Origin of the sequence: Streptomyces hygroscopicus subsp. hygroscopicus (genome assembly GCF_030269125.1) — a bacterium.
Lineage (GTDB): Bacteria > Actinomycetota > Actinomycetes > Streptomycetales > Streptomycetaceae > Streptomyces > Streptomyces hygroscopicus_C.
Map to the genome: position 1 here is coordinate 1 of NZ_BSSM01000005.1, position 23,796 is coordinate 23,796.

The 23,796-nt window shown below is 70.6% G+C and carries 18 protein-coding genes, 4 tRNA genes and 1 pseudogene; 9 read left to right on the plus strand and 14 right to left on the minus strand.

Annotation, left to right across the window (positions count from 1 at the left end):
* Positions 1-101 (minus strand): annotated as a pseudogene (locus tag QSK45_RS13065) (leucine zipper domain-containing protein); the annotation flags it as partial.
* Between the two features lie 110 nt (positions 102-211).
* Positions 212-1,222, minus strand: a complete 1,011-nt coding sequence (locus QSK45_RS13070) for an ABC-2 transporter permease (RefSeq protein WP_285556353.1) — start codon at positions 1,220-1,222, stop codon at positions 212-214.
* A gap of 103 nt (positions 1,223-1,325) precedes the next feature.
* On the opposite strand from QSK45_RS13070, the gene hrpA reads away from it, so the two are divergent.
* The 3 genes from hrpA (at position 1,326) to QSK45_RS13085 (ending at position 5,963) form a co-directional block, all read left to right on the plus strand.
* Positions 1,326-5,270 (plus strand): ATP-dependent RNA helicase HrpA, encoded by a 3,945-nt coding sequence (gene hrpA, locus QSK45_RS13075; protein WP_285556355.1) that lies wholly within the window; start codon positions 1,326-1,328, stop codon positions 5,268-5,270.
* A 97-nt stretch (positions 5,271-5,367) separates the two neighbouring features.
* Positions 5,368-5,442: transfer RNA gene (locus QSK45_RS13080), tRNA-Asp, on the plus strand.
* A 347-nt stretch (positions 5,443-5,789) separates the two neighbouring features.
* Positions 5,790-5,963 carry a DUF6274 family protein gene (locus QSK45_RS13085; protein ID WP_285556357.1) on the plus strand — a complete coding sequence of 58 codons (174 nt, stop codon included), beginning with the start codon at positions 5,790-5,792 and terminating at the stop codon, positions 5,961-5,963.
* A gap of 451 nt (positions 5,964-6,414) precedes the next feature.
* Here the strand turns inward: QSK45_RS13085 and bldC are convergent, their stop codons facing one another.
* Together bldC and QSK45_RS13095 are read right to left on the minus strand one after the other, a co-directional pair.
* Positions 6,415-6,621 (minus strand): developmental transcriptional regulator BldC, encoded by a 207-nt coding sequence (gene bldC / locus QSK45_RS13090; RefSeq protein ID WP_003949541.1) that lies wholly within the window; start codon positions 6,619-6,621, stop codon positions 6,415-6,417.
* A 555-nt stretch (positions 6,622-7,176) separates the two neighbouring features.
* Positions 7,177-8,019: a DUF8083 family protein gene (locus QSK45_RS13095; RefSeq protein WP_285556359.1), complete on the minus strand. Its 843-nt coding sequence runs from the start codon at positions 8,017-8,019 to the stop codon at positions 7,177-7,179.
* 199 nt (positions 8,020-8,218) lie between these two features.
* On the opposite strand from QSK45_RS13095, the gene QSK45_RS13100 reads away from it, so the two are divergent.
* Positions 8,219-9,322, plus strand: coding sequence for a Leu/Phe/Val dehydrogenase (locus QSK45_RS13100; protein WP_285556361.1), 1,104 nt, complete (start codon positions 8,219-8,221; stop codon positions 9,320-9,322).
* Between the two features lie 318 nt (positions 9,323-9,640).
* Complete coding sequence (locus QSK45_RS13105; RefSeq protein WP_285556363.1) at positions 9,641-9,889, plus strand: DUF3073 domain-containing protein; 249 nt, start codon at positions 9,641-9,643, stop codon at positions 9,887-9,889.
* 94 nt (positions 9,890-9,983) lie between these two features.
* On the opposite strand, the gene purM is transcribed toward QSK45_RS13105, so the two are convergent.
* The 7 genes from purM to purS form a co-directional block, all read right to left on the minus strand.
* Entirely contained in the window at positions 9,984-11,051 is a 1,068-nt protein-coding gene (gene purM, locus QSK45_RS13110) for a phosphoribosylformylglycinamidine cyclo-ligase (protein WP_285556365.1), read from the minus strand.
* A 34-nt stretch (positions 11,052-11,085) separates the two neighbouring features.
* On the minus strand, positions 11,086-12,615 hold the full coding sequence (gene purF, locus QSK45_RS13115; protein ID WP_285556367.1) for an amidophosphoribosyltransferase: 1,530 nt from the start codon (positions 12,613-12,615) through the stop codon (positions 11,086-11,088).
* Positions 12,616-12,818: 203 nt separating this feature from the next.
* The gene (locus QSK45_RS13120) at positions 12,819-13,178 is read right to left on the minus strand and encodes an META domain-containing protein (RefSeq protein WP_285556369.1); all 360 of its coding nucleotides are present in this window, start codon (positions 13,176-13,178) and stop codon (positions 12,819-12,821) included.
* 123 nt (positions 13,179-13,301) lie between these two features.
* Complete coding sequence (locus QSK45_RS13125) at positions 13,302-14,099, minus strand: maleylpyruvate isomerase family mycothiol-dependent enzyme (protein ID WP_285556372.1); 798 nt, start codon at positions 14,097-14,099, stop codon at positions 13,302-13,304.
* A 154-nt stretch (positions 14,100-14,253) separates the two neighbouring features.
* Positions 14,254-16,512, minus strand: a complete 2,259-nt coding sequence (purL, locus tag QSK45_RS13130; protein WP_285556374.1) for a phosphoribosylformylglycinamidine synthase subunit PurL — start codon at positions 16,510-16,512, stop codon at positions 14,254-14,256.
* Positions 16,509-17,189, minus strand: coding sequence for a phosphoribosylformylglycinamidine synthase subunit PurQ (purQ, locus tag QSK45_RS13135; RefSeq protein WP_285556376.1), 681 nt, complete (start codon positions 17,187-17,189; stop codon positions 16,509-16,511). Before purQ ends, purL begins: the two co-directional genes overlap by 4 nt.
* Positions 17,186-17,458 carry a phosphoribosylformylglycinamidine synthase subunit PurS gene (gene purS, locus QSK45_RS13140; protein WP_285556377.1) on the minus strand — a complete coding sequence of 91 codons (273 nt, stop codon included), beginning with the start codon at positions 17,456-17,458 and terminating at the stop codon, positions 17,186-17,188. Before purS ends, purQ begins: the two co-directional genes overlap by 4 nt.
* A 309-nt stretch (positions 17,459-17,767) precedes the next feature.
* On the opposite strand from purS, the gene QSK45_RS13145 reads away from it, so the two are divergent.
* From QSK45_RS13145 to QSK45_RS13160, 4 genes are all read left to right on the plus strand, one after another.
* Positions 17,768-18,085, plus strand: a complete 318-nt coding sequence (locus tag QSK45_RS13145; protein ID WP_031164632.1) for a histone-like nucleoid-structuring protein Lsr2 — start codon at positions 17,768-17,770, stop codon at positions 18,083-18,085.
* A gap of 192 nt (positions 18,086-18,277) precedes the next feature.
* A tRNA-Gly gene (locus QSK45_RS13150) sits at positions 18,278-18,349 on the plus strand.
* Between the two features lie 82 nt (positions 18,350-18,431).
* Positions 18,432-18,507: transfer RNA gene (locus tag QSK45_RS13155), tRNA-Gly, on the plus strand.
* Between the two features lie 405 nt (positions 18,508-18,912).
* Positions 18,913-18,985, plus strand: a tRNA-Gly gene (locus QSK45_RS13160).
* A gap of 46 nt (positions 18,986-19,031) precedes the next feature.
* On the opposite strand, the gene QSK45_RS13165 is transcribed toward QSK45_RS13160, so the two are convergent.
* The 3 genes from QSK45_RS13165 to QSK45_RS13175 all read right to left on the minus strand — a co-directional run bounded on the left by QSK45_RS13165 (position 19,032) and on the right by QSK45_RS13175 (position 23,473).
* Positions 19,032-19,931, minus strand: a complete 900-nt coding sequence (locus QSK45_RS13165) for a phosphoribosylaminoimidazolesuccinocarboxamide synthase (RefSeq protein WP_285556381.1) — start codon at positions 19,929-19,931, stop codon at positions 19,032-19,034.
* Between the two features lie 91 nt (positions 19,932-20,022).
* Positions 20,023-21,519, minus strand: coding sequence for a N,N-dimethylformamidase beta subunit family domain-containing protein (locus tag QSK45_RS13170; RefSeq protein WP_285556383.1), 1,497 nt, complete (start codon positions 21,517-21,519; stop codon positions 20,023-20,025).
* 202 nt (positions 21,520-21,721) lie between these two features.
* On the minus strand, positions 21,722-23,473 hold the full coding sequence (locus QSK45_RS13175; RefSeq protein WP_285556385.1) for a M48 family metalloprotease: 1,752 nt from the start codon (positions 23,471-23,473) through the stop codon (positions 21,722-21,724).
* Positions 23,474-23,796: the final 323 nt, after the last annotated feature.

The window sequence follows — 23,796 nt, forward strand, 5'->3', positions numbered from 1 at the left end:
AAGCGTTCCGCGGCCCGCCGCAGCGGCCAGCCGTCGTCCACGACACACCGGGCCAGACGCAGCCTCCCGGTCGGCGTCAGCGGGGCGTTACGGTGGGACACGAGGGCCTCCTGGACGTCGGTGCAGACTTCGCAATCCACACCGAACCCAGAAGGCCCTCACCTGTTCAAGCACCCAGCGCGCGTGTCACCAACGTCCCGGGACAGCACACCTAGGCCGGGTCCGCCGGGCGGCCGCCCGGGTGGCGGTGGCGCCAGGTCAGGAAGATCGCGCAGGCGAGGGCCGACCAGCCGGCCAGCACCAGGAACGGGAAGGCGTGCTGGTCGCCCCGGAAGTAGACCGCCGTGTGCTGGGCGTTCACCGAGGCGCCGGGCGGCAGCCAGCGGCCGATCGTGCCGAGCGCGGACGGCAGCAGCGGCCAGGAGACGGCGCCGCCGGACGAGGGATTGCCGAGCAGCACCATCAGGCCCCAGGTCGGCAGCATGGCCCAGCGTCCGAACAGCGTGTTGAACATCGTGAACACCATGCCGGACGTGAACATCGTCAGCGCGAGGATCAGCCATGACTCGGCGAACGGCAGTCGCAGGGCGCCCAGCCACCAGTCCACCACCGCGGCGATCGTGAACCCGCCGAGCAGGGCGTACCCGGCGGTGAAGGCGATGCGCTCCAGGGGGTCGAGCGCCCGCGCGTGCACGCTGAGCTGGATCGCGCCGATGAAGCCGATCACCACGGCCGCGAGCGAGACGTAGAAGATCGCCAGCCCTCGCGGGTCGCCCTTCTGCAGCGGCTTGAGGTCGTTCAGGACGACGGGGGTCCCGGTGGCCCTGCCCACGTTCACCGCGGCCTGCCCGAGGATCTGCGCGACGGTCGCCCCGGAGGCCGCGGACACGTCCAGCCGGACCGGGCCGCCGTGCGCGGGCGCGTCCACCACGGCGAAGACACGCTGCTGGTTCACCGCGCGGACGGCCGCCGCGCGGTCCTCGTACGGGTGCAGCCTGAGCGAGGCCGACAGGGCGCGTTCCATGCCGGCGAGGAAGGTGCGGGCCGGTGGCCGGCCGTAGGCGCCGGTGACCGCGGCCGGGATGCGGTGGGGGGTGGGATTCGCCATGGCGTAGGTGTAGGAGCCCGCGAAGAGACCGGCCGCGGCGGCGATGAGGAGGATCAGGACCGTGGCGGGGAGGAAGGGGGACCGCTTGAACGCCGTCCATCGCGAATCGGACATAGGGGAACTTTGGCATCCTGCCGTGGGAGGTGCCCGTCGTCGTTCCGGACCGGCGTCAAATCGGTCGACCGTCTTTCGGCCGAGGTGAGATCCTGGATCGCGTATGTCTACGCATCCAGCCCCCGCCCTCGGCTCCCTCGCCGCCCGTCTGACCGAGTTGTCGCTGCGTGACGCGCACCGGCTCGGGCGGCGGCTCGAGGGCGCGCGCAAGATTCGTAAGCCCGAGGCCCGTGACGCCGTTCTCGCCGAGATCGAGGGCGAGATCGACAAGGCAGCGGGCCGGATGGCCGACCGGCGCCTGCGCGTGCCGCCCGTCGGCTATCCCGAGCAGCTGCCCGTCAGCCAGAAGAAGGACGAGATCGCGGCGGCCATCCGCGATCACCAGGTCGTCATCGTCGCCGGTGAGACCGGTTCCGGAAAGACGACCCAGATCCCCAAGATCTGTCTGGAACTGGGCCGTGGCGTCCGCGGCATGATCGGACACACCCAGCCCCGCCGGATCGCCGCCCGCACGGTCGCCGAGCGCGTCGCCGAGGAGCTGCGCACGCCGCTCGGCGAGGCCGTCGGCTGGAAGGTGCGCTTCACCGACCAGGTGAACCCGGACGCCACCTTCATCAAGCTGATGACGGACGGCATCCTGCTCGCCGAGATCCAGACCGACCGCGAGCTGCGCGCCTACGACACGATCATCATCGACGAGGCGCACGAACGGTCCCTCAACATCGACTTCCTGCTGGGCTACCTCGCCCAGCTGCTGCCCAAGCGGCCGGACCTCAAGGTCGTCATCACCTCGGCGACCATCGACCCCGAGCGCTTCTCCCGGCACTTCGGCGACGCCCCGATCATCGAGGTCAGCGGCCGGACGTACCCGGTGGAGGTGCGCTACCGGCCGCTCCTCGAAGCGGAGTCCGAGGACGCCGACCGCGACCAGATCACCGCGATCTGCGACGCGGTCGAGGAACTCCAGGCCGAGGGCAAGGGCGACATCCTCGTCTTCCTCTCCGGCGAGCGGGAGATCCGCGACACGGCGGACGCGCTGGAGAAGAAGAAGTACAGGTTCACCGAGATCCTGCCGCTGTACGCGCGGCTGTCGCACGCCGAGCAGCACCGGGTCTTCCAGCAGCACACCGGCCGCCGGATCGTGCTGGCCACGAACGTCGCCGAGACCTCCCTCACCGTCCCCGGCATCAAGTACGTCATCGACCCCGGCTTCGCCCGGATCAGCCGCTACAGCCATCGCACCAAGGTCCAGCGGCTGCCCATCGAGCCGGTCTCCCAGGCCAGCGCCAACCAGCGCAAGGGCCGCTGCGGCCGTACCTCCGACGGCATCTGCATCCGGCTGTACAGCGAGGACGACTTCCTCGCCCGGCCGGAGTTCACGGACGCGGAGATCCTGCGCACCAACCTGGCCTCCGTCATCCTGCAGATGACCGCGGCCGGCCTCGGCGACATCGAGAAGTTCCCCTTCATCGACCCGCCGGACCACCGCAACATCCGCGACGGCGTACAGCTGCTCCAGGAGCTGGGCGCGCTGAACCCCGCCGAGAAGGACCCGCGCAAGCGGCTCACCGACACCGGCCGCAAGCTGGCCCAGCTGCCCGTCGACCCGCGCCTGGCCCGCATGGTGCTGGAGGCCGACAGGAACGGCTGCGTCCGCGAGGTCATGGTCATCGCGGCCGCCCTGTCCATCCAGGACCCGCGCGAACGCCCCGCCGACAAGCAGGCGCAGGCCGACCAGCAGCACGCCCGCTTCAAGGACGAGACCAGCGACTTCCTCGCCTACCTCAACCTGTGGCGGTACATCCGCGAGCAGCAGAAGGAGCGCGGCTCCAGCTCGTTCCGGCGGATGTGCAAGCAGGAGTACCTCAACTTCCTGCGCATCCGCGAGTGGCAGGACATCTACACCCAGCTGCGGACCGTGGCCAAGCAGATGGGCATCCACCTCGACGAGAACGACGCGCCCGCCGACCGCGTGCACGTCTCCCTGCTGGCCGGCCTCCTCTCCCACGTCGGGATGAAGGACGTACGGGAGGGCAACAAGAACGAGTACCTGGGCGCCCGCAACGCCAAGTTCGCGATCTTCCCGGGCTCGGCGCTGTTCCGCAAGCAGCCCAAGTTCGTGATGTCGGCCGAGCTGGTGGAGACCAGCCGGCTGTGGGCACGGGTCAACGCCAGGATCGAGCCCGAGTGGGTCGAGCCGATCGCCGGGCACCTGCTGAAGCGCACGTACAGCGAACCACACTGGGAGAAGGACCAGGCGGCCGTGATGGCGTACGAGAAGGTCACGCTGTACGGCGTGCCGATCGTCGCCCAGCGCAAGGTGAACTACGGCCGGATCGACCCCGAGGTCTCCCGCGAGCTGTTCATCCGCAACGCGCTGGTGGAGGGCGACTGGCGCACCCACCACAAGTTCTACGCCGACAACCGCAGACTCCTCAGCGAGGTCGAGGAGCTGGAGCACCGGGCGCGGCGCCGCGACATCGTGGTGGACGACGACACGCTGTTCGACTTCTACGACCAGCGGGTGCCCGAACACGTCGTCTCCGGGGCGCACTTCGACTCCTGGTGGAAGCGGAAGCGGAACGAACAGCCGGACTTCCTGGACTTCGAGCGGGAGATGCTGATCCGGGAGTCCGCGGAGGCGGTCACCAAGGCCGACTATCCGGACAGCTGGCGGCAGGGCGCGCTGAAGTTCCGGGTCACCTACCAGTTCGAGCCGGGCGCGGACGCGGACGGTGTGACCGTGCACATCCCGCTCCAGGTCCTCAACCAGGTCACGGACGAGGGCTTCGACTGGCAGATCCCGGGCCTGCGGGAAGAGGTGGTCACGGAGCTGATCCGGTCGCTGCCCAAGCCGATCCGGCGCAACTACGTGCCCGCGCCGAACTACGCGAAGGCCTTCCTGGAACGGGCGGTGCCCCTCCAGGAGCCGCTGACCGTGACGATGGCCCGAGAGCTCAAGCGCATGGTCGGGGTGCCGTTCGAGGCGGAGGACTTCGACTGGGCCAAGGTCCCCGACCACCTCAGGATCACCTTCCGGATCGTCGACGAACGGCGCCGGAAGCTGGCCGAGGACAAGGACCTGGAGGCACTCAAGCTCAGCCTGAAGCCGAAGGCGCGCAAGGCCCTCTCCCAGGCCGCGGCGGCGACCGCGTCCCGCGAGGGCGGCCCGGCGCTGGAGCGCTCGGGGCTGACCGACTGGACGATCGGCACGCTGAGCCGGGTCTTCGAGACACGCCGGGCCGGGCAGCCGGTGAAGGCGTACCCGGCGCTGGTGGACGACGGCGACACGGTCTCCGTGCGGCTCTTCGACACGGAGGCCGAGCAGGCGGAGGCCATGTGGCGGGGCACCCGGCGGCTGATCCTGCGCAACATCCCGGTGAACCCGGCCAAGTTCGCCTCCGAGAAGCTTTCCAACCAGCAGAAGCTGGGGCTGTCCGCGAACCCGCACGGCTCCGTCCAGGCGCTCTTCGACGACTGTGCGATGGCCGCCGCGGACAAGCTGATCGCGGACTTCGGGGGTCCGGCGTGGGACGAGGAGTCGTACCGGAAGCTGTACGACAAGGTGCGGGCCGAGATCGTGGACACCACCGTGCGCACGGTCGGGCAGGTGCAGCAGGTGCTCGCCGCGTGGCAGGCCTGTGAGCGGCGCCTGAAGACGGTGCGGAGCCCCGCGCTGCTCGCGAACCTCACGGACGTCCGCAAGCAGCTGGACGCGCTCGTGAAGCCGGGGTTCGTCACGTGGGCGGGGATACGGCGGCTGCCCGATCTGATGCGGTACCTGGTGGCCGCGGACCGGCGGCTTCAGCAGATGCCGGCGAACGTGCAGCGGGACACCACGCGCATGGAGAAGGTCCACGAGATGCGGGACGAGTACGCCTGGCTGCTGGAGCAGCTTCCGCAGGGGCGGCCGGTTCCGCAGCAGGTCCTGGACATCCGCTGGATGCTGGAGGAGCTGCGGGTCAGCTATTTCGCCCACGCGCTGGGCACGGCGTACCCCGTCTCCGACAAGCGGATCGTGAAGGCGATCGACGCGGCCGCCCCGTAACCGATCGCTCACAGGGGGTGAGTTCGACCAGGCGGCCTCACCTCCTGTACAGTCTCATCTCGCAGCGCAACGCAAGAAACAAAGCGCCGCGAAACCTGGTCCTGTGGAGCAGTTTGGAGTGCTCGCCACCCTGTCAAGGTGGAGGCCGCGGGTTCAAATCCCGTCAGGACCGCAGTGAAGTAGAGGCCCGCATCCGTCAGGGATGGCGGGCCTCACTCATACCCCACCGCACTCGCCGGCGTCAGCCGGGGATCGTGGACCCCACCCTCCTCCGGGCTCGCGCCCGACCGCCCCGGCCCGTCCGGCCGCCGGCCCCACCGCGCCGGGATCCCCGGCCCGGACGCGTCCGCAACGACGCCCGAGGCCAACGGATTCCAGCAAACCCCACCAGAACCCCACCCGCCTCCTCCTGGGCGCTTCCGGACGCCTCCCCGTCGGCGCGCGGCCTTGACGGCGTTCGGTTCCCTCGGTACCCAAAGGGGCAGGGCCCGGTTCAGGGCGGGGTCCGGGGAGGCGGACATGGCGACATCGGTCAGACACGAGACGCGGGCGCTGCTGAGAGCGCATCTCGCGGCCGCCTCGTCGTACCGGCACCTCACCCGTCACTGTCCCGTCTGCCACCACCTGCTGCGGCTGGCGATGGACGCGGGCCCCAGGAAGCGCGCCGAGGACCAAGGACCCCGCACGCCGTGACCAACGGAAGCCTCAACTCCCGTTGACACAGGGGACACTGGAACCAGTGCTTCCCCTAGCGCACGGATGCCCGAGGCAACAAGTAGCCCGGCATGTGACGGGTGTCACCGCATGATTTTTCAGAACCCCGGCACTTACACCCGTCCTACAACAAGTCAATTTAATATGTGCAATTGCACGCTGCCCGGAGTGCCTCCCGGGAACTCCCCGCACCGCCCGCCGGGCCCCCGCCCCGCACCCGACCAGCGCACAAAACAGATCGCGCTGGACCCGGCGGAGTCCAGCGCGATCGACGACGCACCCTGTGTCGCTTGCCTACAACGTTCTTTTCGGCTTGGGCGTGGGGCCTGTTGGGGCAGGTCCCGCGTCGCTTGAAGCTAGGGTTCCGGGCGGCTCGGCAAGTTGGGGGACCTGCCGTTTCGCCCTGTTTTCAGTTGTTCCGCCTGCTCGGTCAGGCCTCGCTGCGCTGCTGCGGGATGCCCGCGAGCAGGGCGCGGACCTCGGCCTCGCGGTAGCGGCGGTGCCCGCCGAGCGTGCGGATCGACGTGAGCTTGCCGGCCTTCGCCCACCGCGTGACCGTCTTGGGGTCGACACGGAACATGGTGGCGACCTCAGCCGGGGTCAGCAGCGGCTCGGCATCAGGGGTGCGAGCGGTCATGAGCGGCCTCCTCGGGAGAACCGAACCTTCTCGGTTCTTTCCTCTAAATTCTGCACCTTGACCCGCGTTGCCCGAAATGGCGGACGCGAGTCGAGTCGGTTATAGGACGAACGGCTTGTCCTCGGCACTACAACTACACCATCTGTCCAGCCCGGTCGGCCAAACCGATGGAATTGCCCTCCCAGGTGTTCATCAGCGACGGAAGCCGATGGACCATGCCATAGCGGACAGTCACGCCACTGTGACGATCAGTCACAGTGGCGATCAGGAGGCACCGGACCCCCCAAAGCGTGCAATGCAGAGATTCCGCCCACAGTGCACCACACGTGGACGGAAGGAACCCTCCCCGGACTCCTTGTCCTATTTTGGCATGAGGAGGGGGAAGAGACGCAAGGGCCCTGTACGTGTAGTTCATCACCCTTAGGGCATTCTCGGCACAAACGCCCAGATCCGAGCCGACGGCCCGTCAGTTGGGTGAAACGCGGTTGACCGTACGCCGTTCGACACCGTCTCAGCTGTGGCGCACGTCACTTTCCGGCTACTTCTGTTTGAACGTCAGTTCGCCGAACGCCGGTCGCGCACCGCTCGCCACCGCTCCACGAGCCGCGCGTACGCCTCCCCGGCCGCCGCCCCGTCGCCCAGACGCAGCGCCTCCACGCCCTCGGCCACGTCCGCCGCCGAGTGGTCGTCCTCCAGTTCGCCGGCCGGCAGCACATGCACGAGGCCGCCGTAGTCCAGCTCCACCAGCGAGCGCGGATGGAACTCCTCCAGCCAGCGGCCGACGTCCACCAGGCCGTCGATCAGCGGCCCCTCCTCCATGGTGTCCCTCAGGGTGCGCAGCGTCCGCGCCACCCGGCGCCGGGCCTGCACCATGGGCGTGCGGTAGCGGAGCACCGGAGGCGCCTCGGCGGTCCCCTTGTCGTACTGCCGCTCCTCGTCCGCGACCAGCACGAACCAGTTCAGCGGCACCTGCCAGGTCGCCGTGCGGATCCACGGGCGCGCGTCGGGGTTGCGGGCGAGCCAGCGCTCGTAGTCCAGCGCCGCCTGCCGGCGCACCACCGGCGGCAGCACCGCGTCCAGCACCGGCGGCGGCAACTCCTCGCCGAACTCCTCCAGCGCCTGCCAGCCGCGCAACCGGGTCCGCCAGGGGCACACGCAGAGCACCCCGTCGACCTCCAGCACGAAGGCGTCGCCGCTCTCCTGCACCGGCACCGCGACCGGCGGGGTCGGCACCAGGTCGGCGAGGGAGCGGCGCAGCTCGTCCTGGTACGAGGGCCGCTCCCGACGTCGGGCGTAACGCGCCCAGTGCCCGCGCTCCGGCTCGGGGAAGGCGCCCAGCGGCTCGTACACGCGCAGATAGGCGGCATAGGGGACGACCACGGAGGACACCTTCGGCACGCCTGCTCCCTCCCCTTCGGACCCGGCTCGAAACACTGCAAATCGTGCCACGGTCAGGGGGGTGCGGTGGCCCCGTGCGAGTGATCCTCACCACTGCGCGGACGGTGCTCGGACGGAGGCTCTACGCTCATCCCACCAGCTCCCGCCACCCGTACGGGAGCCGATCCCCACTCGCCGCTAGTACACAGGAGTCACCACAGTGACCGACGTAACCGGCGCGCCTGCTGATGTCCTGCACACCCTGTTCCACTCGGAGCAGGGCGGTCATGAGCAGGTCGTGCTCTGCCAGGACCGCGCCAGTGGCCTCAAGGCCGTGATCGCGCTCCACTCCACCGCTCTGGGCCCGGCCCTCGGCGGTACCCGTTTCTACCCGTACGCGACCGAGGCCGAGGCCGTCGCCGACGCGCTCAACCTCGCGCGCGGGATGTCGTACAAGAACGCCATGGCCGGCCTGGACCACGGCGGCGGCAAGGCCGTGATCATCGGCGACCCTGAGCGCGACAAGACCGAGGAGCTCCTCCTCGCGTACGGCCGGATGGTGGCCTCCCTCGGCGGTCGCTACGTCACCGCCTGCGACGTCGGCACCTACGTGGCCGACATGGACGTGGTGGCCCGCGCGTGCCGCTGGACCACCGGCCGCTCCCCGGAGAACGGCGGCGCCGGCGACTCCTCGGTGCTCACCTCCTTCGGCGTCTACCAGAGCATGCGCGCCTGCGCCCAGCACCTGTGGGGGGACCCCTCGCTGCGCGACCGCACGGTCGGTGTCGCCGGGGTCGGCAAGGTCGGCCACCACCTGGTGCGCCACCTGCTGGACGAGGGCGCGAAGGTCGTGATCACGGACGTCCGCCCGGATGCCGTCCAGCGGATCCTCGACGAGCACGAGGGTGTGACGGCGGTCGCGGACACCGACGCGCTGATCCGCGTCGAGGGCCTGGACATCTACGCGCCCTGCGCGCTCGGCGGCGCGCTGAACGACGAGACCGTGCCGGTGCTCACCGCCAAGGTGGTGTGCGGCGCGGCCAACAACCAGCTCGCCCACCCGGGCGTGGAGAAGGACCTCGCCGACCGCGGGATCCTCTACGCGCCGGACTACGTGGTGAACGCGGGCGGGGTCATCCAGGTGGCCGACGAACTGCACGGGTTCGACTTCGAGCGGTGCAAGGCCAAGGCGGCGAAGATCTTCGACACCACGCTGGCCATATTCGCACGTGCGAAGGAAGACGGGATTCCGCCGGCCGCCGCGGCCGACCGGATCGCCGAGCAGCGGATGGCCGAGGCGCGCGCGGGCCGCACCGCTCGCTGAACCGGCCGCGCGCATGACTCGGCGCGCATGAACGCGTACACAGGAGCGGTACCCGCCGAGGACGGCTTAGAGAGAACTCTCACTTCCATCGGCGGGTCGTTCCCCGATAAGTGGTTAAAATCGCCACTGACCAGCGAGGACGGGGCGCCTCGAAGGTTCTGTGCACACGCGCGTGCTGCGGGCGACGTACCGTATGGGCGCGGGCTCAGGTACCGTGGAAGCCCTACGGACCGGCCTCTCCATGGAGAGTCCGATCCAGATCATGAACGCGTGTCAGACTCTGGGGCCGTCGAGCCCCGTCACCGAGGGGGTCGAGCCATGGGGCGCGGCCGGGCCAAGGCCAAGCAGACAAAGGTCGCCCGCCAGCTGAAGTACAACAGCGGTGGGACTGACCTTTCACGTCTGGCCAGTGAACTGGGCGCATCAACTTCGAGCCAGCCGCCGAACGGCGAGCCGTTCGAGGACGATGACGAGGACGAGGACGACCTTTACTCCCGTTACGCCGACCTCTATGAGGACGACGACGACGAGGACGAGGGTCCCTCTCAACACCGTCGCGGCGCTTGACCTTGCACTGAGCACCAGTCCGGTCGGTGGCACAGCCACCGACCGGCTTCTGTGCTACCCGCGAGCAGGTCCCGCGGGCACCACACCGTAGGCGTCAGTTCGCGTAGTCCCCCACCAGCTCCGCGCCGCTGTCCTTGTCGCCGCGCTCGGTGATCTCGCCGGCCACCCAGGCTTCGACGCCCCGGTCGGCCAGCGTCGCGAGGGCCACCTCGGTGGACTCCGCCGGGACGACCGCCATCATGCCGACGCCCATGTTCAGCGTCTTCTCCAGCTCCAGGCGCTCCACGTGCCCGGTCCTGCCGACCAGGTCGAAGATCGCGCCCGGGGTCCACGTGGCGCGGTCGACCACGGCGTGCAGGTCGTCCGGGATCACCCGGGCCAGGTTGGCCGCGAGCCCGCCGCCGGTGATGTGGCTGAAGGCGTGCACCTCGGCCGTGCGGGTCAGGGCCAGGCAGTCCAGCGAGTAGATCTTGGTGGGCTCCAGCAGCTCCTCGCCGAGGGTGCGGCCCAGCTCGGCCACCTCCGACTCGAGGGCGAGACCCGCCGTGTTCAGCAGGACGTGGCGGACCAGGGAGTACCCGTTCGAGTGAAGCCCGGAGGCCGCCATGGCGATCACGGCGTCACCCTTGCGGATGCGATCCGCGCCGAGCAGCCGGTCGGCCTCCACGACGCCCGTACCGGCGCCGGCGACGTCGAAGTCGTCCTCACCGAGCAGACCCGGGTGTTCGGCCGTCTCGCCGCCCACCAGGGCGCAGCCGGCCAGCACACAGCCCTCCGCGATGCCCTTGACGATGGCGGCGACCCGCTCGGGGTGGACCTTGCCGACGCAGATGTAGTCGGTCATGAACAGCGGCTCGGCGCCGCACACCACGATGTCGTCCATGACCATGGCGACCAGGTCGTGGCCGATGGTGTCGTAGACGCCCATACGGCGGGCGACGTCCACCTTGGTGCCCACGCCGTCCGTGGCGGAGGCCAGGAGGGGCCGCTCGTAGCGCTTGAGGGCGGAGGCGTCGAAGAGCCCGGCGAAGCCGCCGAGGCCGCCCAGCACCTCGGGGCGCTGGGTCTTCTTCACCCACTCCTTCATCAGCTCGACGGCGCGGTCGCCCGCCTCGATGTCGACGCCCGCCGCTGCGTAGCTGGCACCAGTTGTCTCAGACATGACTGTGAGAGCTTTCGTGTCGTACTGCGGGGTGTTACGGGCGGCGGATCGCGTCGGCCGCGGCCGTCTCGGCCGGACCGGCCGCCAGCTCGGTCTCCAGCAGCTGCTTGCCGAGCAGCTCCGGATCCGGCAGTTCCATCGGGTACTCGCCGTCGAAGCAGGCGCGGCACAGGTTCGGCTTCGCGATGGTGGTCGCGTCGATCATGCCGTCGATGGAGATGTAGGCGAGCGAGTCGGCGCCGAGACTGGTGCCGATCTCGTCGATCGTCATGCCGTTGGCGATCAGCTCCGCGCGGGTGGCGAAGTCGATGCCGAAGAAGCAGGGCCACTTCACCGGCGGCGAGGAGATGCGGATGTGCACCTCGGCGGCGCCCGCCTCGCGGAGCATGCGCACCAGGGCCCGCTGGGTGTTGCCGCGCACGATCGAGTCGTCCACGACCACCAGGCGCTTGCCCTTGATGACTTCCTTGAGCGGGTTCAGCTTCAGCCGGATGCCCAGCTGGCGGATGGTCTGCGAGGGCTGGATGAAGGTACGGCCCACATAGGCGTTCTTCACCAGTCCCGCGCCGAACGGGATGCCGGACGCCTCGGCGTAGCCGATGGCGGCCGGGGTGCCCGACTCCGGGGTCGCTATGACCAGGTCGGCCTCGACCGGGGCCTCCTTGGCGAGCCGGCGGCCCATCTCCACGCGGGAGAGGTACACGTTCCGGCCGGCGATGTCGGTGTCAGGGCGGGCCAGGTACACGTACTCGAAGACACAGCCCTTTGGCTTTGCTTCCGCGAACCTGGAACTGCGGAGACCGTTCTCGTCGATGGCGACGAACTCGCCCGGCTCTATCTCGCGCACGAAGCTGGCGCCGCAGATGTCCAGGGCGGCGGACTCGGAGGCGACCACCCAGCCGCGCTCCAGGCGGCCGAGGACCAGCGGGCGGATGCCCTGGGGGTCACGGCCGGCGTAGAGGGTGTGCTCGTCCATGAAGACGAGCGAGAAGGCGCCCCGGACCTTCGGGAGGACCTGCTGGGCGGCCTCCTCGATGGTCAGCGGCTTGCCGTCCTCGTCGACCTGGGCGGCGAGCAGCGCCGTCAGCAGGTCGGTGTCGTTGGTGGCCGCGACCCGGGTGGAGCGGCTGTTGTTCTCGTTCGGGAGTTCGGCGACCATCGCGGCGAGCTGCGCCGTATTGACCAGGTTGCCGTTGTGGCCGAGCGCGATCGAGCCGTGCGCGGTGGCACGGAACGTCGGCTGGGCGTTCTCCCACACGGAGGCACCGGTGGTCGAGTAGCGGGCGTGTCCGACCGCGATATGACCCTGGAGTGATCCGAGAGAGGTCTCGTCGAAGACCTGGGAGACCAGGCCCATGTCCTTGAAGACGAGGATCTGGGAGCCATTGCTGACCGCGATTCCCGCGGATTCCTGACCCCGGTGCTGGAGGGCGTAGAGCCCGAAGTACGTGAGCTTTGCGACCTCTTCACCCGGAGCCCAGACACCGAAGACGCCACACGCGTCCTGGGGGCCTTTCTCACCGGGGAGCAGGTCGTGATTGAGTCGACCGTCACCACGTGGCACAGCACCGAGTGTAGGCGAGGTCGACCACTGGTCCGAATTGGGGATACGCGGTCGTAACGGACGGGTGGTTTACGGATCACCTTGTCGGTTTCCTTGTTTCCGCAGGTCAGCGCGGCGTGTCCGCCGGTGGGCGGGGTTCCGCTCGGCGCGTCGCGGCCGTTCGCGGGGCGGTTTGGCCGTATGCGTGAGTGAGGTGTCGCACATCATTCGGGCGTGCTGCGGGTGAGGTTGACGTGATCTCCGTGACCCGTGGTGAGCGTGAGGGCGCCGTGCTCGGCCCTGCCGGTGAGCGAGTGGCCGCCGAGCAGTCCCCCGAGCAGCCGCTCGAACGCCATCCGGGCACGGTCGCAGGCCATCTTGGTGGTGCGGAGTTCCCCGAAGGTGACGCGGTCGCCGTGGAGGGCGACCGGGGCGCTGAAGGTGTTGCAGCCGAGGTTGCCGGCGGCGGTTCCGCGCGCGTCGATACGGAGGCGGGCGGACGCGGGCGCGGCATGCGTCGTTCCGTCCGCGACGACGCTCACGACGCGCCACTCGACACCGGTCAGGGGTTCGTCGACGGTCACCGCTCCACTGTGCGCGGGAGCGGCGCCACAAGCCACCGCCAGGGGCACGAGGAGCGCGAGACCTGCGGCCGTTCTGTGCCGTTTCATACCGGTACGACGATGCGGCGCGCCCCCCCGGTTCCCTCAGGACATGACCGGCAGCAGCCCCCCGATGTCGGCCCGCTCCCCGCTCGCGCTGACCTCGGCCGCGTCCACCGCGTCCTGCCATCCGACCCGCCCGGTGGCAAGGCGGATCCAGGTCAGCGGATCGGTCTCCACCACGTTGGGCGGGGTGCCCCGGGTGTGCCGGGGCCCCTCGACGCACTGCACCACGGCGTACGGCGGCACGCGCACCTCCGTGGACCCCCCGGGCGCCTTCACCGCGAGCGCGTCGGCGAGCAGCCGGGTCGTGGCGGCGAGCGCCTGCCGGTCGTACGACACGTCCAGCCCCGGTACGGCGGCGTTGAGGTCGTCGGTGTGCACGACGAGTTCGACGGCGCGGGTGACGAGGTAGTCGTCCAGGGAGAGGGCGCCGGCGTTGGTGCGCAGCAGCCGGCTGCCGGGATGCTCGGCGAGAAGGCCGCGCAGGGAGGCGTCGACGTCCGCCAGGTAGGCGTCCAGGTCGGGATGCTCGGCGGTGAGTTCCCTGGTGAACGCGTCGATGACCGCGGAGCTGGCGGAGGTCGCGAACGGCCAGTCGAGCAGCACGGCATCCGCCGTGCCCGGCGCGGGCTGCTCCACCGCCCGGTGCACGGCGCTCACCGCCATGCCGATGTGCACCACCAACTCCCGTACGGTCCAGTCCCCGAGCCGGGTGGGCCCCGCCAACCGCTCCTCACCGAGCGTGCGTACGGCATCCCGCACCACGCCCAACTGATCGAGGACCGCGGCACGGATCCGGACGGGGTCGTACGTACGGGCACGCTTCTTGGCGGGGGGCATGGGGGCGAGCCTATGCGGCGTGGTCCCCCGGGACGACGCATTTCGGCCCGCGGTCGCGCCGCGGGGGCACGCCGGGTGGGCCTTCCGGTGCCGGCACACCCCGGGGCCCCGTCCGCCGCAGCTCGACGGACGGGGCCCCGGGGTGCCGCCGCGCCTATGCCAGCAGCGAGGGAATCGTGCCCTCGTGGGCCTCGCGCAGGGTGGCGAGGGGGAGGGCGAACTCGCCCTGGACCTCCACCGAGTCGCCGTCCACGACGCCGATGCGGGTGGCCGGGAGGCCGCGCGCGCCGCACATGTCGTTGAAGCGGACCTCCTCCGAGCGGGGCACGGCCACCAGGGCGCGGCCCGCGGACTCGGAGAGGAGGAAGGTGAAGGCGTCCAGGCCGTCGGGGACGACGAGGCGGGCACCCTTGTCGCCCAGCAGGGCCGACTCGACCACGGCCTGGATCAGACCGCCGTCGGAGAGGTCGTGCGCGGAGTCGATCATCCCGTCGCGGGAGGCGGAGATCAGGATCTCGGCCAGCAGCCGCTCGCGCTCCAGGTCGACCGCCGGAGGCATGCCGCCCAGGTGGTCGTGGATTACCTGGGACCAGGCCGAGCCGCCGAACTCCTCGCGGGTGTCACCGAGGAGGTAGAGCAGCTGGCCCTCCTCCTGGAAGGCGACCGGGGTGCGGCGGGCGACGTCGTCGATCACACCGAGCACGGCCACGACCGGGGTCGGGTGGATCGCCGCCTCGCCCGTCTGGTTGTAGAGGGAGACGTTGCCGCCGGTGACCGGCGTGCCGAGCTGCAGACAGCCGTCCGCGAGGCCACGTACCGCCTCCGCGAACTGCCACATGACCGCCGGGTCCTCGGGCGAACCGAAGTTCAGGCAGTCCGAGACGGCCAGCGGCTTCGCGCCCGTCGTGGCCACGTTCCGGTACGCCTCGGCGAGGGCCAGCTGGGCGCCGGTGTACGGGTCCAGCTTGGCGTAGCGGCCGTTGCCGTCCGTCGCGATGGCGACGCCGAGGCCGGTCTCCTCGTCCACGCGGATCATGCCCGAGTCCTCGGGCTGCGCCAGCACCGTGTTGCCCTGCACGAAGTGGTCGTACTGCTGCGTGATCCACTTCTTGGACGCCTGGTTCGGGGACGCGACGAGCTTGAGGACCTGGTCCTTCAGCTCCTCGGAAGTCGCCGGACGCGGCAGCTTGTTCGCGTCGTCCGCCTGCAGCTCGTCCTGCCAGGAGGGGCGCGCGTACGGGCGCTCGTAGACCGGGCCGTCGTGCGCGACCGTGCGCGGGTCGACGTCCACGATCTTCCCGCCGTGCCAGAAGATCTCCAGGCGGTCGCCGTCGGTCACCTCACCGATGACCGTGGCGATGACGTCCCACTTCTCGCAGATCTGGAGGAAGCGCTCGACCTTCTCCGGCTCCACGACCGCGCACATCCGCTCCTGCGACTCGCTCATGAGGATTTCCTCGGGAGACAGGGTCGAGTCGCGCAGCGGTACGTCGTCCAGGGTCACGCGCATGCCGCCGGAACCGTTGGACGCCAGCTCGCTGGTCGCGCAGGAGAGGCCGGCCGCGCCCAGGTCCTGGATGCCGACGACCAGCTTCTCCCGGAACGCCTCCAGGGTGCACTCGATGAGGAGCTTCTCCTGGAAGGGGTCGCCGACCTGGACGGCGGGGCGCTTCGAGGGCTTCGCGTCGTCGAAGGTCTCGGACGCCAGGATCGACGCGCCGCCGATGCCGTCGCCGCCGGTCCGGGCGCCGTACAGGATGACCTGGTTGCCCGCGCCGGAGGCCTTGGCGAGGTGGATGTCCTCGTGCCGCATCACACCGATGGCACCGGCGTTGACCAGCGGGTTGCCCTGGTAGCAGGCGTCGAAGACGACCTCGCCGCCGATGTTGGGCAGGCCCAGGCAGTTGCCGTAGCCGCCGATGCCCGCGACCACGCCCGGCAGGACGCGCTTGGTGTCGGGGTGGTCGGCGGCGCCGAAGCGCAGCGGGTCGACGACCGCGACCGGGCGGGCGCCCATCGCGATGATGTCGCGGACGATGCCGCCGACGCCCGTGGCCGCGCCCTGGTAGGGCTCCACGTACGAGGGGTGGTTGTGCGACTCCACCTTGAAGGTGACGGCGTACCCCTGGCCGACGTCCACCACGCCGGCGTTCTCGCCGATGCCGACGAGCAGCGCGTCCGACTCGGGCGCCTTCTCGCCGAACTGGCGCAGGTGGACCTTGGAGGACTTGTACGAGCAGTGCTCGGACCACATGACCGAGTACATGGCGAGTTCCGCGCCGGTCGGGCGGCGACCGAGGATCTCCACCACCCGCTCGTACTCGTCCTTCTTCAGGCCGAGTTCGGCCCAGGGCAGCTCGACGTCGGGGGTCGCGGCCGCGTGCTCGACCGTGTCCAGAGGCGTCCGGCTCATGCGTTGACCAGCTTCTTGAGGATCGAGGTGAAGAAGGGGAGGCCGTCGGTACGGCCCGAACCGATCAGCGGCTCGACGGCGTGCTCGGGGTGCGGCATCAGGCCGACGACGTTGCCGGCCTCGTTGGTGACCCCGGCGATGTCGTTGAGCGAGCCGTTCGGGTTGAAGTCGACGTAGCGGAAGACGACACGGCCCTCCGCCTCCAGCTTGTCGAGCGTGTACGGGTCGGCGACGTACCGGCCGTCCATGTTCTTCAGCGGGATGTGGATCTCCTGGCCCCGGCGGTAGTCGCCGGTCCAGGCCGTCTCCGCGTTCTCCACCCGCAGCTTCTGGTCGCGGCAGATGAAGTGGAGGTGGTCGTTGCCCAGCATCGCGCCCGGGAGGAGGTGCGCCTCGGTGAGGACCTGGAAGCCGTTGCAGATACCGAGGACCGGAAGACCGGCCTTCGCCTGCTCGATGACCGTGTCCATGACCGGCGAGAAGCGGGAGATGGCCCCGGCGCGCAGATAGTCGCCGTAGGAGAAACCGCCGGGCAGGACCACGGCGTCGACCTGCCTGAGGTCCTTGTCCTTGTGCCACAGGGCGACCGGTTCGGCGCCCGCGAGACGGATCGCGCGCTGCGTGTCCCGGTCGTCCAGGCTTCCGGGGAAAGTGACGACGCCAATACGAGCGGTCACTTGGCCGCCTCCTCGACTTCCGCGCCCTCTTCCACCTTGACGGTGAAGTCCTCGATCACGGTGTTGGCAAGGAAGGATTCCGCGAGATCGTGGATGCGGGCGAGGGCGGCCTCGTCGACCGGCCCGTCAACTTCCAGTTCGAAACGCTTTCCCTGGCGGACGTCCGAGATCCCTTCGAAACCCAGGCGCGGCAGCGCACGCTGGACCGCCTGGCCCTGGGGGTCGAGGATCTCCGGCTTGAGCATGACGTCGACTACGACGCGTGCCACTGGCACTCCCGGTGTGTGGTGCTGAGCAGGTTCCTTCAGACTACCCGCACAAAATTTCTACGCGAGTAGAGTTGGAGGAATCTACGTGAGGCGCATCACGATCGGGTGTCGGAGCCCTACCGTCGTGAAAAGTTCTGGGAAAGTTCGACACGCCGCCCGCAACCGCTATTGCGTTCGGACACGCGGACGGATTTAGTCGGGCTTCACTTTGCATTGCCGGGCACTGTACAAATGAATTGGCAATAGCCGATACTCGGCACGTCAACGCGGTGAGCTGTATCGACGTGCCGCACGAAGGGACCGATATTCGTGGCGCAAAAGGTCGTGGTCACTCTCTTTGACGACATCGACGGCTCGGAAGCGGCGGAAACGATCGCCTTCGGACTCGACGGCAAGTCGTACGAGATCGACCTGAACGAAACCAACGCCAAGAAACTGCGCAAGGCGCTCGCGCCCTACGTCGAGGCCGGCCGCAAGCGGTCGCGCTCCGGCAAGGCGTACAAGCAGACCGAGGTGGCCCCCGACCCGGCGGCCGTGCGCGCCTGGGCCCAGGCCAACAAGATGGACGTGCCCGCGCGCGGCCGCATCCCCAAGAAGGTCTACGAGGCGTTCAGCGCCGCGCAGTGAGGCGCCCGGCCCCACCTGGAAGGGCGGCGATCCAGGGCCCGCCGACGGGTCCTGGAGGCCGTGCGTGCGGTCCGTCCGGGGGCGCGTGGACGGCCGGCGGGGGAACCGACTTGCGCTACCCCCCTGTTGATCAGCTAATGTCTGGGACACGCCGAGGGGCGAGGCCGAAAGGGCCGAAACCCCGAGGATCACGCGGGTGTAGTTCAGTAGTAGAACATCCCCCTTCCAGGGGGAAGGCGCAGTGTGCGATTCCTGTCACCCGCTCTGGCACCGGTCGTCCCGACCACTCCTGTGGATCAGGTAGGCTGGTGCTCGCACCGATCGGTGGGAGCCGGTCGGGAGCAGTGCGGACGTAGCTCAGTTGGTAGAGCGCAACCTTGCCAAGGTTGAGGTCGCGAGTTCGAGCCTCGTCGTCCGCTCCAAGGGAAAGCCCCGGTCTTCGTGACCGGGGTTTTTTCGTACTCCCGTGCAGTGCGCCGGTATTCATGATTCACGGCGAAGCCGCGGGCCGGGCGGGAAATGGGGTGTGGGGTGTGAAGGCCGTCACACCGTCGGCCGTCCGCGGCCCGTCCTTGTGGGGAGGCTCGGGCGGGCGCCCGGGTCCACAGGCGTCCGGTGGCGCGTCGAGATCACCCGGGCCGGCACACCGGGAACCCCTGCGGGCGGCGGGAGTTGGCGTCCGGGGAGGGCTTGCCGCGGCCTCGCGCCGGCGGCGGGGTGCCGGTCGCGGGGACCGCCGCGCTTCCCCGGCCCGGGGAGCGGTCCGCGGAAGTGTGTCCCGCGCACGGACGAGGTTGGGTATAGTTGCTCCTGCGCCAAGGCGCACTGCGGACGTAGCTCAGTTGGTAGAGCGCAACCTTGCCAAGGTTGAGGTCGCGAGTTCGAGCCTCGTCGTCCGCTCCGAGAAAAGACCCCGGTCCACTGGACCGGGGTCTTCTTCGTGCGGTCAGGACCAGCTGGTGCCGGTCAGGCGCTCGTAGGCCTCCACGTACTTGGCGCGGGTGGCGTCCACGACCCGCTGGGGCAGCGGGGGCGGGGGCTGCTCGCCGCGCCGGTCCCAGCCGGATTCCGCGGAGGTCAGCCAGTCGCGCACGAACTGCTTGTCGTACGACGGCTGGGCCCGCCCCGGCTGCCACTGGTCGGCCGGCCAGAAGCGGGAGGAGTCCGGGGTGAGGACCTCGTCCGCGAGGACGAGCGTGTCGCCGTCGAAACCGAACTCGAACTTGGTGTCGGCCAGGATGATGCCCCGCTCGCGCGCGATGTCCCGGGCGCGGGCGTAGACGGCGAGCGTGGCCTGGCGCAGCTGGGCGGCGGTCTGGGCGCCGACCTGGCGGGCGACCTCCTCGTAGGAGACGTTCTCGTCGTGCTCGCCGACCTCGGCCTTGGTGGCCGGGGTGAAGATCGGGGCGGGCAGTTCGGAGCCGTCGACGAGGCCCTCGGGGAGGGCGAGGCCGCACACGGTCCGGGACTCGGCGTACTCCGCCAGGCCCGAGCCGGTGAGATAGCCGCGGGCCACGCACTCGACCGGGACCATCTTCAGCGACTTGCAGATCAGGGTCCGGCCGGCCCAGTCGGCGGGGGCGCCCTCGGGTACCTCGTCGGAAATCACGTGGTGGGGGGACAGATCGCGCAACTGATCGAACCACCACAGGGAAAGCTGGGTGAGGATGCGGCCCTTGTCGGGGATTTCCGAGCGCAGCACCCAGTCGTAGGCGGACATGCGGTCGCTGGCGACCATCACGAGGTCGCCCGCCTCGTTCCGGTACAGGTCGCGCACCTTTCCGGTGTGCAGGTGCACCAGGCCCGGAACCTCGATCGGCTCGGGCTTTTCTACGAATCCGGACACGGTTCCTCCCCGTGGTTCTGTCCAAGTGCCTCGATTCTCCCTTATGCGGGGTGGTCGGTTCCGGCCAGGGTCGGACGGACCCGGTGCCGGCTCAGTCGCGTTTGCAGATGCGGTCCAGGAGGTTGGCCGTGGCGCGCTGGATGCGGGGGTCCACATGGCCGGGGCGGTCCAGGGCCGGGGACCACGCGAAGGTGCCCGAGGCGAACACCCAGGCGCCGGACGGGGCGCGGTACAGCGAGGTCTCCTGGTGGCGCAGCGCGCCGGTCGTGTCGTGGTACGGGGAGTGGGCGAGCAGGATGCGCTCGTCGTGGGCGGGCAGCGGGGTGCGCGGGAAGTACCGGTCGGCCTCGCCGGCGACCAGGCCCGGGATCTCGTCGCCCTCGTGCGCGCCGGTGGCCTCCCACAGCCAGTGGCCCGCGTTGCGCACGATCAGCGGGCGCGGTTCGGGCACCCGGCCCGCGTACTGGATGCCGATCAGCTCCTGTTCGGGCCGGTCGATCTCCCGCCACAGCACGGGCTTGCCCGGCCCCTTGCGCTTGCGGCAGGTCAGCAGCCGGTCCGGCGTCCCGGACGGCGAGGGCCCCAACTCCACCTGCCAGTACATGGAGTTGGCGGAGAGGAAGACCAGCGAGGTGCCGTGGTCGCGGGCCCGCTCGGCCGCGCGGCGCATGGGCGGCGTCCAGTACTCGTCGTGGCCGGGGAAGATCAGGCCCCGGTAGCGGGTGGGGTCCACCCGGCCGGCGTGCAGATCGCGGGCGTCGGCGTAGGCGAGGTCGTAGCCGTAGCGCTCGGCCCAGCGGATGACGTCGTAGGCGTGCCCGACGTGCAGCGGCAGGCCCGCGCCGGCGTACGGCCGGTCGAAGGAGACCGTGGTCGCCGCGTCGGCCTCGCCGAGCAGGGCGCCCTGCTCGTCCCAGGCGTGGTAGAGGCTGGCGCCGGTGTGCCCGTCCTCCGGGTAGAGGTTGTACGCCTGCCAGGTCACGTCGGGCAGCAGCAGGAGCAGATCGGCCGGGCGGTCGTCGCGGACCGTGAACGGCACGTGGGAGCGGTAGCCGTCGGCGGTGGTCAGCACGGCCACGTAGGCGCCGATGCTCCAGTGGGAGGGCACCTGGAGGCGCCAGGACAGCCACCAGTGGTGGCAGGAGACCGTGCGGTCGGCGGCCAGCGGCGGGGGCTGCACGATGCCGGACAGCCGGGGGCTGGTGGTGATCTTGGCGGCGCCGTCGCCCGCGTAGTGGCCGATCCGGTAGATGTCGACGGAGAACTCCTGCGGCGGGTCGACCGTGATGTGGAAGTCGATCGCCTCGCCGGGCGCGACCGCGCCGGTGGCGGTGAAGCCCTTGATCTGGCGGTGCACGTCGTCGGCCGAGCGGGGTCCGCCGGGGGACGTGCGCGGCGCGGGGATGCGCGCGTCGCCCCGGGTGTGCTGCTGGGGGACGGCGTCGACGTACCAGGGCACGACATGGCCGGTGTCGTCGAAGTAGGTCTCGCTGCCGCGCAGCCAGGGCACCGGGCCCAGGCCGAAGGGATCCGTGACGGCGTGCGCGAGTGCTCCGGACTCCCAGCGGCGGATGTGGTCCGAGGCCATGGTCGCTCCCCTCCCCGAGCCCCCCGTGTCCTCGTGGTGGGCGGTGCTCGCGGTGCTCGGCCGGGCTGTCGTATGTCGCATGCCTTTGCCAGGTGCGTGATGGTTCCCAGCACATCACATGACGCACGGGCTCGGTCACTATTCGTTGCGAATTGACCTGAAGTGGAAGCCGGGGCTCCCTCGAACGAGGCGCCGACGCCCTCTAGACGAGACGTATCGGCTTCTCGGGGCGTATGCCCGCGGCGGCCAGCCAGTCGCGGAGCGGACCCGGGTCCCCCTCCTCGATCAGGCTCAGCACCCTGGGGGTCAGGTCGGCCGCCCGCTCGCCGTGCAGCAGCAGGGACGGGCCGTCCAGCCAGTCGAGGGCGGGGGCCGCGCCCGCGGTGTCGACGGCCGCGCAGCACACCATCGCCGTGACGTGGTCGGTCAGGAGTTCGCGGGCGGTGCGCGGCGGCTGGAGGGGGACGAGGGGCAGGGCGCCGCCGTCCCAGAGGGTGCTGGGCGGGCTCTGGCCGGCGGCGGTGGCGCCGTGGGGTACGGCGTTCTCCTCCCGGGCCACCTCGGCGCTGAGGCCGGCGGCGAGGACCGCGCTGCGTTCGGTGCCGGGGTCGTCCTCGTCCGCCGCGGGGCCCTGGCCGGTGTCCGGGTCCGGGTGCGCCGGGGCGGCGGCGCATCCCGTGGACTCGGCGAGGTGGTCCAGGACGCGGGCCAGGGTGGGGGCTGCCGTGTGCCGGGCGGGGCGGGTGCCGAGGGAGTCCAGGACGCGGTGCAGCCGGGCCGCGTCGGCACGCCAGGTGCGGTCCACGACCTCCTCCGGGTACGACTGCCAGTCCACCGGCGCCCAGTCGGACCCGGCCCCGGCGGGGCCGCCGTGGAAGAGGCGCGCGGCGAGCAGCGAGGCGGCCTCGTCCACGGTGCCGGGTTCCTCCAGCAGGTCGCAGGCCGGCCGCTCCCCGAGGCGGGAGGCGAACCCCTCCGCGAGCCGGTCGCGCCGGGACAGCTCGGTGAGCGCCGCCACCACGCCCGCGTCGAGACGGGAGGGCCAGCGGCCCATGCGCCAGGCGGGCAGTGCCACGCGGGTCAGCAGCCGGTCCCAGCCCGCGTAGGCGAGGCCGACCTGTTCCTGGGCGACGATCCGCAGGCCGTAGTCCACCGTCTGCGCGCGCTCGGCGGCCGCCGCGGCGACCCCGCGCTCCATCTGCGCCGCGTGCTCACCGCAGGCGCCCAGGAGCAGCCGGGCGACCCGGCCGAGGACCGCGCAGGCTCCGCGGGCCAGCGGGCCCCGCCTCGGCGTGGCGGCTATGGCCACCGTGGCGTCGAGGCCGCGCACGAAACGGCGGGCGGCGGCTATGTCGGGGTGCGCCGAGGGGCCCGTGCCCGCGACGACCGGGGCGATGACGGCGCGCAACTCGCCGACCCGCATCCACCACAGGAAGGGGGAGCCGATGACGAGGACCGGCGCGACCGGGACCCGGCGGGGGGAGCGGCGCCCCTCACCGGGTGGGCTCGCCTCGTCCGCCGTCTGCCGGACGGACGGGCCGTGGGCCGCGTGGGCGCGGTCCTCCAGCCAGCTGTCGCAGTCCGGGGTGAGCGCTATGGCGGAGGGCGCCGGGACGTCCAGCCGGTCGGCGAGGTCGCGCACCATCCGGTAGAGGTCCGGGGCGGACTCCTCCGCGACCGGCACCGTGGGGCTCATGGCGGGGCGGGCGCGGGAGACGACCAGGGCGATGCCGGCGGTGGCCAGCAAAACGAGGACCGCGAGGACGCCCACGGCCCAGCGGGCGGCGTCCCAGCCCGGACCGACCAGGTGGCCGGTGGCCGCGCCGGCCAGCAGGATCACCTCGGCGGCCGCGGGCAGCACGGCCACGCCCAGGGCCCGGCCCCGGACCCGCAACACCGCGAGGGCCCGGGAGCGCGCGGCCTGCGCGCCCGCTTCCACACCGATTCCGGTCACGTGCCGACCTCACCCCCTCCCCTGCCGATGCCGTGCTGTCCTGGTGCTGCTCACTCCCCCACTGTGGCATCCGTCACTGACAACGCAATGCCGGTGGGCCAAGTGCGCAGTGCCGGTGGGCCAGGTGCCGGAACGCTTGCGCGGCACCCTAGTTGCGGCCCCGGCCCACGTCAGCCGGATGGGCGATTGCTCACTCGATGGAATGGCTTTGGTCAGAGCTGGGTGACAGACAGCAAAGATCAGGCCCCGGATTACGGGTCCGGGGCCTGCGGGGTCGAAACGGGAGCTGGGAGGCTTGCGGCGTGTGCCGGGGCGGCGGGGGG

Bases quoted from the DNA above. Each gene is read 5' to 3' on its own strand.
- QSK45_RS13105 (WP_285556363.1), top strand. From the start codon at position 9,641: ATGGGGCGCGGCCGGGCCAAGGCCAAGCAGACAAAGGTCGCCCGCCAG.
- QSK45_RS13125 (WP_285556372.1), bottom strand. From the start codon at position 14,099: ATGCCCCCCGCCAAGAAGCGTGCCCGTACGTACGACCCCGTCCGGATC.
- QSK45_RS13070 (WP_285556353.1), bottom strand. From the start codon at position 1,222: ATGTCCGATTCGCGATGGACGGCGTTCAAGCGGTCCCCCTTCCTCCCC.
- QSK45_RS13085 (WP_285556357.1), top strand. From the start codon at position 5,790: ATGGCGACATCGGTCAGACACGAGACGCGGGCGCTGCTGAGAGCGCAT.
- QSK45_RS13170 (WP_285556383.1), bottom strand. From the start codon at position 21,519: ATGGCCTCGGACCACATCCGCCGCTGGGAGTCCGGAGCACTCGCGCAC.
- purM (WP_285556365.1), bottom strand. From the start codon at position 11,051: ATGTCTGAGACAACTGGTGCCAGCTACGCAGCGGCGGGCGTCGACATC.
- bldC (WP_003949541.1), bottom strand. From the start codon at position 6,621: ATGACCGCTCGCACCCCTGATGCCGAGCCGCTGCTGACCCCGGCTGAG.
- purL (WP_285556374.1), bottom strand. From the start codon at position 16,512: ATGAGCCGGACGCCTCTGGACACGGTCGAGCACGCGGCCGCGACCCCC.
- hrpA (WP_285556355.1), top strand. From the start codon at position 1,326: ATGTCTACGCATCCAGCCCCCGCCCTCGGCTCCCTCGCCGCCCGTCTG.